The sequence below is a fragment of the Janthinobacterium sp. GW823-FHT06H09 genome, assembly GCF_058794735.1.
In genome coordinates, this window is the sequence record NZ_JBXAHC010000003.1 from 223,214 (window position 1) to 238,476 (window position 15,263).

The 15,263-nt window shown below is 63.5% G+C and carries 14 protein-coding genes; 4 read left to right on the top strand and 10 right to left on the bottom strand.

Annotated features, from left to right (window positions below; all coding sequences use genetic code 11):
- Window positions 1-78 precede the first annotated feature (78 nt).
- Window positions 79-1,779 carry an MFS transporter gene (locus AC1Q6X_RS05835; protein ID WP_070288491.1) on the bottom strand — a complete coding sequence of 567 codons (1,701 nt, stop codon included), beginning with the start codon at window positions 1,777-1,779 and terminating at the stop codon, window positions 79-81.
- Between the two features lie 228 nt (window positions 1,780-2,007).
- Here AC1Q6X_RS05835 and AC1Q6X_RS05840 point away from each other — a divergent pair, with 228 nt between their 5' ends.
- The 4 genes from AC1Q6X_RS05840 to AC1Q6X_RS05855 all read left to right on the top strand — a co-directional run bounded on the left by AC1Q6X_RS05840 (window position 2,008) and on the right by AC1Q6X_RS05855 (window position 5,182).
- A complete protein-coding gene (locus AC1Q6X_RS05840; protein ID WP_492495695.1) occupies window positions 2,008-3,186 on the top strand; it encodes an acetyl-CoA C-acyltransferase in 1,179 nt (392 codons plus the stop codon).
- A 127-nt stretch (window positions 3,187-3,313) separates the two neighbouring features.
- Window positions 3,314-3,616, top strand: a complete 303-nt coding sequence (locus AC1Q6X_RS05845; protein ID WP_070288489.1) for a Dabb family protein — start codon at window positions 3,314-3,316, stop codon at window positions 3,614-3,616.
- Window positions 3,617-3,700: 84 nt separating this feature from the next.
- On the top strand, window positions 3,701-4,696 hold the full coding sequence (locus AC1Q6X_RS05850; RefSeq protein ID WP_492495697.1) for an NADP-dependent oxidoreductase: 996 nt from the start codon (window positions 3,701-3,703) through the stop codon (window positions 4,694-4,696).
- A gap of 60 nt (window positions 4,697-4,756) precedes the next feature.
- On the top strand, window positions 4,757-5,182 hold the full coding sequence (locus AC1Q6X_RS05855) for a GNAT family N-acetyltransferase (RefSeq protein ID WP_492495699.1): 426 nt from the start codon (window positions 4,757-4,759) through the stop codon (window positions 5,180-5,182).
- 461 nt (window positions 5,183-5,643) lie between these two features.
- Here the strand turns inward: AC1Q6X_RS05855 and AC1Q6X_RS05860 are convergent, their stop codons facing one another.
- The 9 genes from AC1Q6X_RS05860 to ygfZ form a co-directional block, all read right to left on the bottom strand.
- Window positions 5,644-6,654, bottom strand: coding sequence for an ABC transporter permease subunit (locus AC1Q6X_RS05860; RefSeq protein ID WP_121669534.1), 1,011 nt, complete (start codon window positions 6,652-6,654; stop codon window positions 5,644-5,646).
- Window positions 6,655-6,678: 24 nt separating this feature from the next.
- Complete coding sequence (locus tag AC1Q6X_RS05865; protein WP_070311867.1) at window positions 6,679-8,178, bottom strand: sugar ABC transporter ATP-binding protein; 1,500 nt, start codon at window positions 8,176-8,178, stop codon at window positions 6,679-6,681.
- 77 nt (window positions 8,179-8,255) lie between these two features.
- Window positions 8,256-9,191: an ABC transporter substrate-binding protein gene (locus tag AC1Q6X_RS05870; RefSeq protein WP_121669532.1), complete on the bottom strand. Its 936-nt coding sequence runs from the start codon at window positions 9,189-9,191 to the stop codon at window positions 8,256-8,258.
- A gap of 65 nt (window positions 9,192-9,256) precedes the next feature.
- On the bottom strand, window positions 9,257-10,207 hold the full coding sequence (gene tal / locus AC1Q6X_RS05875; RefSeq protein ID WP_492495703.1) for a transaldolase: 951 nt from the start codon (window positions 10,205-10,207) through the stop codon (window positions 9,257-9,259).
- A gap of 2 nt (window positions 10,208-10,209) precedes the next feature.
- Complete coding sequence (xylB, locus tag AC1Q6X_RS05880; protein ID WP_492496058.1) at window positions 10,210-11,694, bottom strand: xylulokinase; 1,485 nt, start codon at window positions 11,692-11,694, stop codon at window positions 10,210-10,212.
- A gap of 31 nt (window positions 11,695-11,725) precedes the next feature.
- Complete coding sequence (locus tag AC1Q6X_RS05885) at window positions 11,726-12,733, bottom strand: LacI family DNA-binding transcriptional regulator (protein WP_492495705.1); 1,008 nt, start codon at window positions 12,731-12,733, stop codon at window positions 11,726-11,728.
- A 274-nt stretch (window positions 12,734-13,007) separates the two neighbouring features.
- The gene (locus tag AC1Q6X_RS05890) at window positions 13,008-13,745 is read right to left on the bottom strand and encodes an NRDE family protein (RefSeq protein WP_492495707.1); all 738 of its coding nucleotides are present in this window, start codon (window positions 13,743-13,745) and stop codon (window positions 13,008-13,010) included.
- Window positions 13,736-14,026 carry a DUF4936 family protein gene (locus AC1Q6X_RS05895; RefSeq protein ID WP_492495709.1) on the bottom strand — a complete coding sequence of 97 codons (291 nt, stop codon included), beginning with the start codon at window positions 14,024-14,026 and terminating at the stop codon, window positions 13,736-13,738. Before AC1Q6X_RS05895 ends, AC1Q6X_RS05890 begins: the two co-directional genes overlap by 10 nt.
- A 7-nt stretch (window positions 14,027-14,033) precedes the next feature.
- On the bottom strand, window positions 14,034-15,149 hold the full coding sequence (gene ygfZ / locus AC1Q6X_RS05900) for a CAF17-like 4Fe-4S cluster assembly/insertion protein YgfZ (RefSeq protein WP_492495711.1): 1,116 nt from the start codon (window positions 15,147-15,149) through the stop codon (window positions 14,034-14,036).
- Window positions 15,150-15,263: the final 114 nt, after the last annotated feature.

Genomic DNA, 15,263 nt, shown 5'->3' on the forward strand with positions numbered 1-15,263 from the left:
AAAAAAACAAACGCCGCTGACGAGTCAGCGGCGTTTTGCTTTGCGGGCCCCGGCCTGGCGACCGGGGCATGCATCAGATCAGTCGTCGGCGTAGATATTGTTGTCCTTGGTTTCCTTGACGAACAGGGTGCCGATCACGACAGTCGCCAGGGCGACGACGATCGGATACCACAGGCCGTAATAGATATCGCCCTTGAAGGCCACCAGCGCGAAGGCCGTGGTCGGCAGCAAGCCGCCGAACCAGCCGTTACCGATATGGTAGGGCAGGGACATCGACGTGTAACGTATACGCGTCGGGAACATTTCCACCAGCATGGCGGCGATCGGGCCATACACCATGGTCACGTACAGCACCAGGATGAACAGCAGCAAGACGACCATCGGCTTGTTGATCTGGTCTGGATCGGCTTTCGCAGGGTAGCCCGCTTCCTTGATGCCGGCGCCGATTTCTTTCTTCAGCGCTGCTTCATGGGCCTTGCTCTCGGCATCGAAGTTCAGGCCGTCCGGCGTCATGACGGCGTTAAACGACGTAAATTCCTTCGTGCCGATGCGTACCTTGGCGATGCTGCCCGCTGGCGCGTCTTCCTTCGTGTAGTTCACCGAGCTGTTCGACAGGAAGCCCGTGGCGATGTCGCACGACGACGGGAACTTCTTGGTGCCGGTCATGTTGAACTGGAAGTGGCAGGAAGCGGGATCGGCCACCACCACCACTGGCGAGTTCTTCAGTGCAGCTTCCAGCTGCGGATTGGCGAAGTGGGTCAGGCCGTTGAAGATCGGGAAGTAGGTCAGGGCGGCGATCAGGCAGCCGCCGAGGATGATGTACTTGCGGCCGATGCGGTCCGACAGGCTGCCGAAGAACAGGAAGAACGGCGTGGCCAGCAGCAGGGCGATGGCGACGAGCACGTTGGCCGTGGCCAGGTCCACTTTCAGGGTCTGGATCATGAAGAACAGGGCGTAGAACTGGCCCGTGTACCAGACGACGGCCTGGCCGGCGGTCAGGCCGATCAGGGCCAGGATGACGATCTTCAGGTTTTTCCACTTGCCGAACGCTTCCGTCAGCGGCGCCTTCGAGGTCTTGCCCTCGGCCTTCATCTTGGCAAACGCCGGCGATTCATTCATGGCCAGGCGGATCCACACGGAAATACCGAGCAGGATGACGGAAACGAGGAAGGGAATGCGCCAGCCCCAGGCCTCGAAATCCTTCTCGCCGGTCGCCAGGCGGGTGCCCAGGATGACCATCAGCGACAGGAAGAAGCCCAGCGTTGCCGTCGTCTGTATCCACGCCGTGAACGCGCCGCGCTTGCCTTCAGGCGCGTGCTCGGCCACATAGGTGGCTGCGCCGCCGTATTCGCCGCCCAGCGCCAGGCCTTGCAGGATGCGCAGGATGACGAGGATGATCGGTGCGGCGATGCCGATGGACGCATGGCCCGGCAGCAAGCCGACGATGAAGGTGGAGCCGCCCATGATCAGAATCGTGATCAGGAAAGTGTACTTGCGGCCGATCATGTCGCCCAGGCGGCCGAAGACCAGCGCGCCGAACGGACGCACGATGAAGCCGGCGGCAAAGGCCAGCAGCGCGAAAATGAAGGTGGTGGTGGGGTCGCCGATGAAGAATTGCTTGGCGATGATCGATGCTAGCGAACCGTACAGGTAAAAATCGTACCATTCAAAAACGGTGCCGAGCGAGGATGCAAAGATGACCTTGCGTTCCTCGGGCGTAATCGGCGTTCCCTTGGTGGACATTTTCCGTACGTCGGCCGAGCCGGATGGTGATGCCATGGTTTGTCTCCCTATGTTTTATAGTGAACTGGTGCCGAGGTCTTTTTGACCATTCTTGCAACAGCTTGGGGCGAGTGTGTTCTCCGAACCTTACGTCATGCTTGCTTGAAACTTACACCAAGCTTACAAATTGCCGATCATTCCAACTTTGCGAACGACCGTACTTAAATGTGCTATTCTCATTCCGCAGACACCCCACCCAATAATATCCCCACAAGGAGACACAGCATGAATGAAGCCGTCATCGTATCGACCGCCCGCACGGGCCTGGCCAAGTCCTGGAAGGGCGCGTTCAACATGACGCATGGCGCCACCCTGGGCGGCCATGTGCTGGCGGCCGCCGTCGAGCGCGCGCGCATCGAGGCGGAAGAAGTGGAAGACGTGCTGGTCGGCTGCGCCTTCCCCGAAGGCGCCACGGGCGGCAATATCGCGCGCCAGGTGGCCTTGCGCGGCGGCTGCCCCGTCACCACGGCCGGCATGACCGTCAACCGCTTCTGTTCCTCGGGCTTGCAGGCCATCGCCCTGGCGGCGCAACGCATCATCGCGGGCGAAGGCGATATCTATGCGGCCGGCGGCGTGGAGTCGATTTCCTGCGTGCAAAATGAAATGAACACGCATATGTACAGGGAAGTCTGGCTGCAGCAGCACAAGCCGGAAGTCTACTGGCCCATGCTGCAGACGGCCGAAACCGTGGCCAAGCGCTACCAGATTTCGCGCGAGCGCCAGGATGCCTACGGTGCGCAAAGCCAGCAGCGCGCCGCCGCGGCCCAGGCGGCCGGCCTGTTCGACGCGGAAATCGTGCCGATGACCACCATCATGGGCGTGGCCGACAAGGCCAGCGGCATGCTGGTGTCGCGCGAAGTGACGATTGCCGCCGACGAAGGCATCCGTGCCGACACGACGTATGACGGCGTGGCGAAGATCCGCCCCGCCATGCCCGGCGGCGTCATCAGCGCCGGCAATGCCAGCCAGTTTTCCGACGGCGCGTCCATGGCCATCGTGATGAACTCGAAAGTGGCCGAAGCGAAAGGCCTGCAGCCGCTGGGCATCTTCCGCGGCCTTGCCGTGGCCGGCTGCGAACCCGATGAAATGGGTATTGGCCCCGTCTACGCGATTCCGAAACTGCTGAAAAAGGCGGGCTTGACGGTGGCCGACATCGGTCTGTGGGAACTCAACGAAGCGTTCGCCGTGCAAGTGCTGTATTGCGCCGACACCCTGGGCATCCCCATGGACCGCCTGAACGTCAATGGCGGCGCGATTGCCGTCGGCCACCCATACGGCGTGTCGGGCGCGCGCCTGACGGGCCACGCTTTGATCGAAGGCAAGCGCCGCGGCGTCAAATACGTGGTGGTGACCATGTGCATCGGCGGCGGGCAGGGCGCGGCGGGGCTGTTCGAAGTGCTGTGATGCTTGCTTGGCAGCCAGTCTGCGGGCGGCCTGAGTGCCGCCCGTTTTCTTTTGCCGCTCACTTTCTGCAAGGCACGCCGATAGCGGGTACAGTAATGCTTCATTAATAAACAAGCAGCCTGCCACCATGATCAAGCACATCGTTTTCTGGAAACTCAAAGACCACGCCGAAGGCGCCGACCGCGCCACGAATGCCCTGAAACTGAAAGCCCTGCTCGATTCCTGTTCGGATCTGGTCCCCGGCATCCTGAAATTCGAGGCAGCCGTGGCCCAGCCGGGCCTGGAAGCGACCTACGACATCGTCCTGTACAGCGAGTTCGCCAGCCGCGAAGCGCTCGATGCCTACCAGAACCATCCCGAGCACGTGAAAATCAAGCCGTTTTTTGGCGCCGTGCGGGAAGCGCGACAGTGCATGGACTACGAAGTGTAAATCCGGGGTCAGACCCGCCGGGTCTGACCCCAGCTCTTGCGTTACGGGCTAAATTCTGAATTCACCCCACAAACAGGAACCCTTATGACCACCTACCAACGCATCGTCCTCGCCTCGCGCCCCACGGGAGAAGTGCAGCCGGATAACTTCCGTCTGGAAACCAAAGACATTCCCGCCATCACGGATGGGCAACTGCTGGTGCGCAACCAGTTCCTGTCGCTCGATCCCTATATGCGCGGGCGCATGAGCACGAATAAAAGCTATGCGGCGCCGCAAGCGCTCGATGAAACCATGATCGGCGGCACGGTGGGCGTGGTGCTCGAGTCTAAGCATCCAAAGTTCGCCGTCGGCGACACGGTGGTGGGGACCCTGGGCTGGACGGAAGTGGCCGTGTCGGACGGCACGATGCTGCGCAAGGTCGATACGACGCACATCCCCGCGTCGGCCTACCTGGGCGCCGTCGGCATGCCGGGCATGACGGCATGGTATGGCTTGAACCAGATCATGGCGCCGAAAGCGGGCGAAACGGTGGTCGTGTCGGCCGCCAGCGGCGCCGTGGGTAGCGTCGTGGGCCAGCTGGCGAAACTGAAAGGTTGCAGGGTCGTCGGCATCGCGGGCGGGGCGGAGAAGTGCGCATATGTCGTCGACGAGCTGGGTTTTGATGCCTGCGTCGACTACAAGGCGGGCAACTTGGAAGCCGACCTGGCGGCTGCCACGCCGGACGGCATCGACGCCATCTTTGAAAACGTGGGCGGCGCCGTATTCGACGCGGCCCTGGCGCGCACCAACGCGTTTGGCCGCGTGGCCCTGTGCGGCTGGATAGCCGGCTACAACGGCGAACCGACGCCGCTCAACAATGCGCGCTTCATCCTCACCAACCGCCTCACCATGCGCGGTTTCATCGTTTCCGAGCAGCCGGAATTCTGGCCGCAAGGCCTGGCGGAACTGGGTACCCTGGTGGCGACGGGCAAGCTGAAATTCCGCGAATCCGTGGCCGAGGGCCTGGCCAGCGCGCCGGAAGCCTTCATCGGCCTGTTGAAAGGCCGTAACTTCGGCAAGCAGCTGGTCAAGCTCAGCTGATCTCCCTCTCGAAAGGCAGGCCGTGCGACAATAACGGCCTGTCTCTTTCTACCTTACACCATGACCAAGCACACCATCCGCCTCGGCGACTGGGCCACCCTGGGCCTTGATGCCACCGCCATCCGTTTTGAAGTCTTCGTCGATGAACAGAAAGTGCCGGCCGAGATCGAACTCGACGACATGGACGCCGTCTGCCTGCATGCCGTGGCCTATGACGACGCGGGCAATGCCGTCGGCACGGGCCGGCTATTGCCCGATGGCCACATCGGCCGCATGGCCGTGCGCCAGTCTGGCCGGGGCACGGGCGTGGGCGGCGCCATTTTGACCTTGCTGATGGACAAGGCGCGCGAACGCGGTGATGCGGCGGTGGTGCTGAACGCGCAAACCGTGGCCGCGCCATTCTATGCGCGCCACGGTTTCGTGCAGCAGGGGGACGTGTTTGAAGAGGCCGGGATTGCGCATGTGGAGATGCGGCTGCAGTTTTAAACGGTGCTTCCGGTGTTGTCGGATTACGGCCTGCGGCCCTAATCCGACCTACGCCGACCTACGCCGGCTTGTGGCGGCCATGGCAGGTCGGGTTAGCGCGAAGCGCGTAACCCGACACCACCAGCACCATCAGGTGTTGTCGGATTACGGCCTGCGGCCTAATCCGACCTACGCCGGCTTGTGGCGGCTATGGCAGGTCGGGTTAGTGCGAAGCGCGTAACCCGACACCACCAGCACCATCAGGTGTTGTCTGATTACGGCCCTTCGGTCCTAATCCGACCTACGCCGGCTTGTGGCGGCTATGGCAGGTCGGGTTAGCGCGAAGCGCGTAACGCGACACCACCAGCACCATCAGGTGTTGTCGGATTACGGCCTGCGGCCTAATCCGACCTACGCCGGCCTGTGGCGGCTATGGTAGGTCGGGTTAGCGCAAAGCGCGTAACCCGACACCACCAGCACCATCAGTTCTGCGCGTGGCTCTGGCGCCATTTGTCCAGGATCACGGCCAGCACGATCACGACACCTTTCGCCACATACTGCCAGAACGACGACAGCCCCAGGATCGTCAAGCCATTGTTCATCACGCCGATGATCAGGGCGCCGATGACGGTGCCCCAGACGGAACCGACGCCGCCCATCAGGCTCGTGCCGCCGAGCACGACGGCCGCGATGGCGTCCAGCTCATAGCCCGTGCCCCAGTTGCCGTTGGCCGCATACAGACGGCTGGCCGACATGGCGCCGCCCAGGCCCGCGAACAGGCCGCTGATGGTGTAGACAAACATCAGCACGAGACCGACCTTGATGCCCGTCAAACGGGCCGCCTGGATATTGCCACCCACGGCGTAGATATGCAGGCCCAGGGTGGTCTTGCGCAAAATAAACCAGGTCAGCAGGACGACGGCGGCGGCCAGCCAGATCAGCCAGGGCACGGCCAGGAAGCTGCCGTTGCCCATCCATTCAAAGCTGGGAATTTCCGTGTTCAGCACGCTGGTGCCGTCGGCCAGCAGATAGGCCGCGCCGCGCAGGGCCGTCATGGTGCCCAGCGTCACGACGAAGGGGTTCAGGCCGACGAGGGCGACCAGCACGCCGTTCAGCGCGCCCAGCAGCAAGCCGACGATGAGGAAGGTGGGAATCGAAAAGCCGGCGAACTGGGCAGACAAGGACATCAGCATGCCTGCCACGGCCGAGACGGCCAGCACGGAGCCGACCGATAAATCGATGCCGCTGGTCAGGATGACGAAAGTCATGCCCGAGGCCAGCACGATGTTGATCGATACCTGGCGGAAGATATTCATGGTGTTGTTGCTGGTCATGAACGTGGACGTGCCGTCTGCCGAGAAATACACGGTCAGGCCATACATGGCCAGATACAGCACGACCAGCACGGGCAGCATGCCCAGGCGGCGCATCAGGTTCGAGGCATTGAAGGGTTCGCCGGCGCGCGGGGCGCCGCGGGTGGTACTCGTTGTCATGGTCTATCTCCTGAATGATTATTCTTATGCCGCTTCCAGCTGGGTGGCGTAAGCGAGGATGTTTTCCTGCGTGATATCGTCGCCCGTCACTTCGCCCGTCAGGCGTCCTTCGCACATCACCATCACGCGGTCGCAGATGCCGACCAGCTCGGCCAGTTCGCTGGAAATGCACAGGACGGCCGTGCCCGCGTCCGCCAGCTGGTGGATGATCTTGTAGATTTCGCTCTTCGCGCCCACGTCCACGCCCCGCGTCGGTTCGTCGAGGATGAGGACCTTGGGCGCGATGGCCAGCCAGCGTGCCAGCAAGACTTTCTGCTGGTTGCCGCCAGACAAGCCCCCGACGATGCCGTCCGGGCCGGAGACCTTGACGTTCAGGTTGGCAATCGCCTCGCGCGTCAGCTGGGTCAGGGCGCCACGGTTGACCACGCCCGCCGTCGCATGCCTGGACAGGATATTCATCGACATGTTTTCCATGGCCGACAACTGCATGAACAGGCCCAGGCTCTTGCGGTCTTCCGGCAGATAGCCGATGCCGTGGCGTATCGCCGCCAGCGGCCGCTGGATGTGCACTTCCTGGCCGTCCAGCCACACTTGCCCCGATTGTTTCTTGTCCGCGCCAAAGATCAGCCGCGCCAGTTCCGTGCGGCCCGCGCCGACCAGGCCGGCAAGTCCCGTCACTTCGCCCGCATGCAGGGCGAACGAGGCGGGCTTGACCTTGCCGCCGCCTACCTTGTCCACGCGCAAGCGCTCGGCGCCGCGCGTGGTGCGCCGCTGGTGCGCATAAAAGTCGTCGGCGGGGCGGCCCACCATCATTTGCACGACTTTCTTTTGATCCAGCTCATCCTTGCCCAGCTCGCCCACATAGGCGCCGTCGCGCAGCACCGTGATGCGGCGCGCCAGGCGTTCCACCTCGGCCATGCGGTGGCTGATGTAGAGCACGGCGAGACCCTTGTCGCGCTGCTCTTCGATGATGCGGAACAATTGTTCTGTTTCCCGGTCGGACAGGGCGGCAGTGGGCTCGTCCATGATCAGGATGCGGCTTTCGTGCACGAGGGCGCGGGCGATTTCCACCTGCTGCTGCTCGGCGATCGACAGAGTCGATACCATGGTGTCCGCGTCGAAGCGGGAACCGAGGTCGGCCAGGATGGCGTTCGTGCGCGCGCGCATCTCGCCGCCCTTGACGGTCCAGAACGGTCCTTGCGGCTCGCTGCCCATGAAGACGTTCTGCGCCACCGTCATGTTCTTGGCCACGCTCAGTTCCTGGTAAATCAGGTTGATGCCCAGGGCGCGGGCCTCGCCCGGGTTGCGGATACGGATCGGCTTGCCGTCGAGAAGGATTTCGCCCGCATCGGGGGTGTACACGCCCGAGAGGATCTTCATCAGGGTGCTCTTGCCGGCGCCATTCTCTCCCATCACGGCATGGATTTCGCCGCTGCGCACCGTCAGGTGCACGCCGCGCAGCGCGCGCGTGGCGCCGAAGCGCTTCTCGATGCCGCGCATTTCAAAAATAATATTGTCGCTCATGACTGTCCTTCCTTGCTGGTGAAACTGGCGCCGCCCGCGAACTGGCCGGCGGCGCCACGTGGTTCAGGTCAGGCAGATCAGTTCTTTACCCAGCCCGTGTAGGTGGCGACGTTTTCCTTGGTGATGGCCGGGGTCGGCAACAGCACCATGGTCTGCTTCGGCGTACGGCCGTTCATGATGTCGTAGCCCATCTGCACGGCATCGGTCGCCATGCGGTACGGGTTTTGCGCCGAGGTGGCGGCAAACAGGCCGGCCTTGTTTTTCAGGGCGTTCTGGCCATCGGGCGCGCCATCGACGGCCGTGATCAGTTTCACGTCCGTACGCTTCGATTGCTTGATCGCCAGTTCGGCGCCGATGCCCGTCGGATCGTTGATGGCGAACACGCCGTCGATCTTCGGATGGGCCGTCAGCAGATTCGACATCACGGTCATGCCGCCGTCGCGGCTGCCGCCCGCGTTCTGGTTGTCGGACAGGATCTTGATATCCTTGAACGCGGCCAGGGTTTTCTTGCAGCCATTGACGCGGTCAATCACGGACGTGACGGGCGGGCCGTTGAGAATCACCACATTGCCCTTGCCGCCGATCTGCTTGGCCAGGTAGGCGCACGAGACGTCGCCGGCCATGGTGTTGTCGGACATCACGGTGGCCGAAGCGCCCACGGCGCCCACGTCGACGGCGATCACGACCACGCCCGCATTGCGCGCTTTCTTGATGGCCGGGGCGATGCCTTTGGAATCGACGGCGTTCAGGATGATGATGTCGGTCTTGTTGGCGATGAAGTTTTCGATCTGGTCCACCTGGGTGTTCAGGTCATACTTGCTGGACACCGTGGTGACTTTCACGCCGGGGCCGCCCAGCTTTTTCGCGCTTTCTTCCGCGCCGCGGCCAATCGCCACGAAGAACGGGTTGGCCAGGTCGCCCACGCTCACGCCGATCGATTTCAGCGGTTTGTCGGCAGCGAAGGCGCCGCAGGCGGCGGACAGCAGCAGGGTGGCGGTAATGACTTTTTTCATGAGGATCTCCAAGGGTTTTTATTGTAAAAACAAACGGTGCTACGGGTAAAAAACTGGGTGCAAACTTATTGGCTGCGTAATTTCTCGATCATGGCATCGAGCTTGCCCGCATCGACGGCAAAGCCGCGGATACCTTCGGCCAGCTTTTCGGTGGCCATCGCATCGTCGTTCAAGGCGTAGCGGAAGGCCGCCTCGTCATACGTGACGGCCGGCTGCGCCGCGCCCAGGTCGCCGCCCAGCGCGCGCTCGAACGGTTCGCTCGACGCTTCGAGCTTGGCCAGCAAGTCGGGGCTGATGGTCAGCAAGTCGCAGCCGGACAGGGCCGTGATCTGTCCCACGTTGCGGAAGCTGGCGCCCATCACTTGCGTGGCGATGCCATGTTGCTTGTAGTAATTAAAGATGCGCGTGACCGACTGCACGCCTGGATCGTTGGACAGGCTGCGCGCCGCTTCGTCCCAAGCCGCGCCCAACGATTTTTTATGCCAGTCGTAGATGCGGCCCACGAACGGCGAAATCAGCCGCACCTTCGCGTCGGCGCAGGCGACGGCCTGGCAAAAGGCGAACAGCAGGGTCAGGTTGCAAAAGATGCCGTCTTTTTCCAGTTCGCGCGCGGCCTGGATGCCTTCCCAGGTGGCGGCGACCTTGATCAGCACGCGCTCGCGGCCAATGCCGGCTTGCTCGTACAGGGCGATCAGGCGGCGTCCGCGGGCCACGGTAGCGTCGCGGTCAAAGCTCAAACGGGCATCGACTTCCGTCGACACGCGGCCAGGCACCACTTTCAAGATTTCCAGGCCGAAGCGCACCAGCACCTGGTCGACGATATCGTCGAGCGAGGCATGCTTGTGGGCTGCGACCGTGCTCTCCAGCAAGGGCGCGTAATCGGGCTGCAGCACGGCTTTTAAAATCAGCGACGGATTGGTGGTGGCGTCTTGCGGCGCGAAGCGGGCCAGTTGCAAAAAGTCGCCCGTGTCGGCGACGACGGTGCTGTGTTGCTTCAATTGTTGCAGCTGATTCATTGCTATTCCTTATCACTGAGTTGGTGCAGAGCTTGCACGGCTGGAAAAAGGCTACGGTAGCGGTCGTAGCGGATGCTCAAGGCTGCGCTGTGCGCGGCATCGGGCAGGAAAGTGTTTTTGACGGGCAATCCCTGCGTCAGCAGGCTGGCGTCGCCGATGGCGGCAAAGCCCAGCTTGGCCGCACCGAGGCTGGCCGACAGTTCGCTGTTGTGCAGGGTGCGCATTTCGCGTCCCAGCACGTTGGCCAGCAGCTGCGCCCAGTACTGGCTGCGCGCGCCGCCGCCCACCAGCATGCAGTGGGGAACGACGGCACCCGTCGAGGTGACGGCCGCCATGGCATCGCGCAAGGCGAACGCCACGCCTTCGAGCACGGCGTAGCCGAGCTGCGCCGGCGTGCTGTCGTGGCCCAGTTGCAAAAAGGCGCCGCGCACTTGCGGGTCGTTATGCGGCGTGCGCTCGCCCGACAGATACGGCAGGAACAGCGGTGCGGACGGTGCGATGACAGTGTCGAGCGGCAAGCCCGCTTCCACGAGGGCCAGCAGGGCGGCCTCGTCGGGCTGGCCCAGCACGCCGGTGGCCCAGCGCAGACAGCTGGCGCCCGACAGGATCGCGCCCATCGCATACCAGCGGCCGGGCAGGGCGTGGCAAAAGCTGTGCACGCCGCCGGCCGGGTTGCCCAGCGGCTGCTCGGTGACGGACACGATGGCGGCGCTGGTACCCAGCGAAATGAAACTGTCGCCGCCGTTGACGGCGCCGATGCCTACGGCCGAGACGGGGTTGTCGCCCCCGCCACCGGCCACCACCACGTCCATCGGCAAGCCCAGCTGGTCTGCGATGGCCGCCTGCACGGTACCCGTGGCAGCGTCGCCTTCGGCCAGCGCCGGCATCTGTTCGGGCACCAGGCCGCAAGCGGCCAGCATGGGCGCGAACCAGGCACGGTTGGCCTCGTCCAGCCACAGGGTGCCGGCCGCGTCGGACATGTCCGTCAGTTTGATTCCCGTCAAGCGCAGGCGCAGATAGTCTTTCGGCGACAGCAGGCAGGCGATGGCGGCAAACGCGGCCGGCTCATGCTTTTGCAGCCACAGCAGTTTTGGCGCCGTCAGGCCCGCCATGGGCAAGCTGCCCGTCACGTCCGCGTAGGCGGGATAGTCGCGCGCCAGGCTCGCCGCCTCGGCTTCGGCGCGCGCGTCGTTCCACAGGATGGCGGGACGGATCACCTTGTCGTGACTATCGAGCAGCACGGCGCCATGCATCTGGCCCGACAGGCCGATGCAGGCGATCTGCGCATAGTCCTGCGGCCAGCCGGCGCGCAGTTGGGCCAGTGCGTTGACGCAGGCGGCCCACCAGTCTTGCGGCGACTGTTCGGACCAGCCCGGATGCGGGCGGCTGGTATCGATGCGCACGGAGGCCTGGCCGCGCACGTTGCCAGTGCCGTCCATCAGCACGGTTTTCAGTTCGGAGGTACCGAGGTCGATACCGAGGGAAATCGCTGGATGCATGTTGATTTACAGTGAAAGGTCAGGGGCAGCCGCAGGAGTTGCGTACGCGCAAGGTAGGCGACAAGCGCTGCACATGCTGGGCGCGGCCCGGGTTGGCGATACGGTCGATCAACAGGTCGACGGCCATGGCGCCCAGCTCCTCGAGCGGCTGCGCCATCACGGTCAGGCGGGGGCTGAAGTAATCGGCCCAGTCGAAATCATCGAAGCCGGCCAGCGCGACGTCTTGTGGTACCGCAATGTGAGCATCGCGCAAGGCGTGCATGGTGCCGATGGTCATCAGGTTATTGCCGGCCACGATGGCTGTCGGGCGCTGTCCGACGGGCAGGGCCAGCAACTCGCGCGTGGCCGCGCCGCTGCGCTCGAGGTTGGAGTCGCCCGAGCGCAGCAGGTCCGGGTCGAAGGCGATATTGGCACGCTGCAAGGCCAGGCGGTAGCCTTCGATACGCTCGTGTGTCGTGGACAGGCCCGGTGCGCCGCTGATGAAGCCGATGCGGCGGTGGCCGTGGGCCGCGATCAGATGGCTGACCAGTTCGGCAGTCGCCTCGATGTTTTCCACGCCCACCTGGTCGAATGGTTGCGGCGACATGCGGTCGACCAGCACGGAAGCGATCTTGTTGCTGGTCAAGTAGTCGAGGGTGCGATGGTGCGAGTCGCCCGAAGGCGCCAGCACGATGCCGTCGACCCGGCGCTGGTGCAAGTTCTGCACCACCTTGAGTTCCTGTTCGGGATCGTCATGCGTATCGGAAAACAGCATCATCAAACCGTGGCGCGTGCAGGCCGCCTCGATGGCGCGCACGGTTTCACTGAAGTAATGATTGGTGAAAGCGGAAATGGCCACGCCGATGGTGCCCGACGAGGAGCCGGCCAGGGCGCGCGCCAGCATGTTCGGCACATAGCCGATCTGCTGCATGGCCGCGTTGACGGCGGCGACGGTTTTCGGGCTGACCTTGCGGGTGCCGTTGAGTACGTGCGAAACGGTCGACAACGATACGTCCGCCGCCCGCGCTACATCTTCCATGGTGGCCATGGTGTCTCCTGATGGTTTTATTCTTATTGTGTGCTGCGATAGTGTGCGGCTGTGTCGCCGCGTTGGAATCTATCGTAAACAAAAGAAAGCGCTTGCGCAAGCGCTTTCTTTTTTGTGCGGATGGGTGGATGGTGGGTTTTCGATGAGGATAGAGAAAGCTTGCGTAGGTCGGATTAGCGCGCCAGAGGCGCGCGTAATCCGACATCGGGGACGGTGGTGATGCCGGTTGAGGGCGCTGGTGTTGTCGGGTTACGCGCTTGCGCGCTAACCCGACCTACTGGATCACCAGCTCATGCAATTCGCCGGGCGAGTCCGGGAACAGTTTTACGACGGTGGACGTGCGCGTGCCGTAGCCCGGTGTTTCGATGCAGACGGCGGACAGCACGCGCTCGAGGTCGAGCGGCACGCCCGTGTCGGGCAAGCGGAAGTCCGGGGCGCGCGTGGTGTCGGCCAGCATGTCGAAGTAGGCCTCGTCGGGGGCGCCCTGGCACAGCAGGCTGGCGAACTGGGCCTTGGTCTTCAGGACCTTCGGCCACGGCGCGTCGAGCAGGGCGTTCGACAGGCCGTAGATGCCCGGTTCCAATGGCTGGCCATTGCGCGCATCGCCATCGCCGCGGTTGGAAAACCAGATCAGCGTATCCGCATCGCCCAGCACCAGGTTAAAACCGTTGTAGGCTTTGCATCCGGTGCGGATTTGCGCGATATAGTCTTGCGGCGACATGTCGCCGGCCAAATAGTCCGCCACCAGGGCGCCGCGCGAGGGGGCGTCCGGGTTGCGGTCTTGCGGACTGCGGATATTCGTGATGGCGGCAAAGCGTGAGCTGCCGCTGCCGGCCTGGGTGATGCCCATCCAGCTGCCGCCCGCCTGCAGGTCGCGGCCCGCATACACTTGCGGGTGCTCGGGCCAGGCCCCGGCGGGGGCGCTGGCGCGTTCATAGAATTCGTCGCGGTTGGCGGCGGCAATCAGCGGAATATGCGGATTGACTTTCCAGGCAAAAACGATCAGGCACATGGGGGCAAATCCATGAACACTTCCGTATGGCGCGCGCCGGCCGTCAGGGCCAGCAAGCCCGCCTCGTCGGCGGCAGCGGCCAGCAAGTCCGCAAAGCCTTCGCCGACGACGGGATAGATTTCCATCCACGTCTGCAAGCCATCCTTGGCTTCGGGGCGGCGCTTCAGTTGCGGCGCTACGCCGGACGCGGCCGCCAGCTTGGCCTGCAAGGCGCGGACCCTGGCTTCCAGCGCCTGGGCGTGCTCTTCCTTGACCTGATAATAAATGTACAAATCTTTCATGGCATTCTCACAAGTCGAGTGCGTCAAGCACGTAAGGCATGGGCAGGAAATGCACGGCCGCACCCTGGGCCGAGCCGTAGCGCACGGCGCCGGCGGCGCTTGAACCTTCTTCGATCGCCCCCAGCTTCATTTCGACGAGGGCGTCAAAGCCGCCCACGCCGTTCGGCGCGGCGTTGACGACCATGCCGCAAGGCTGTTCGGGGTCGCTGACGGCAAACAGTTCGCCGCCGGCCACGACGCTTGCGTTAGCGATGCTGACGAGGGTGGTGCGGCGCTTGAGCTTGCCCAGGTACTGGCTGCGCGCGACGATTTCCTGGCCCGGGTAGCAGCCTTTCTTGAAATTGACGCCGCCCAGCAGCTCGAAATTGACCATCTGCGGCACGAATTGCTCTTGCGTGGCGGCAGTGATCTGCGGGATGCCCGCATGGATGTCCGACAAGTGCCAGGCGTCATTGCCGCCCTTGGCCAGCTGTTGCACCAATTGCGGCCACACGTCGCGCGCCGTGGCGGCGGACGTCAGCCATTCATAGCGGGGGCTGCCGAAGGCATCGGCCACGCGCAGCAGGGTGCCCGGCGCATGTTCGACTTTGCTGAACGGCGCGGCGGGCAGGGCGGGGAACCAGGCGGACAGGGCCGCGCCGGCTTGCTTGCCGCCGAGGCCCAGCATGACCTGGTTCGCTGCATCAAAGGTCGCATCGTGCAGCTTGGCCTTGGCGCGCAGCACGAACATCTGCAGGCGCTTCTGGATGGCGGGCTGTATGGCGCGCGGCAATTGCAGATAAATGGTGGTGGCGTTGCGCCACATCAAAAAACTGGCCAGCAGGCGGCCCTTCGGCGTGCAGTAGCCGGCCAGGCGCACTTGCTCCTGGCTCAGGTGTTCCACGTCGTTGGTCAGCTGGCCGTGCAGGAAACTGGCTGCCTCGTCGCCGGTCAGGCCGATCAAGCCCTGGTCCGTGATGGCCGCGACAAAACCTTCTTGCAGCTGGGACACTGTCAGGGACTGGCCAAAATCGGCGATAGGGGCGGCGGCGATGGGGGCGGTGCCGTCAGGCGCGCCATCGATGGCAGCGGGGCGGGCGCCTTGGGCGGTTAAAAATTGATTCCAGTTATTCATAATTTCCATTAGATCAGCGATTAAGCATTATCATTACGGGTTCATTATAGTGATGTCGCGCAGATTGCGTCGGCAGCGGCAAGATTGCCAGTGTTGGCGCCGCTTTGCGCGTACTTGCTTCAC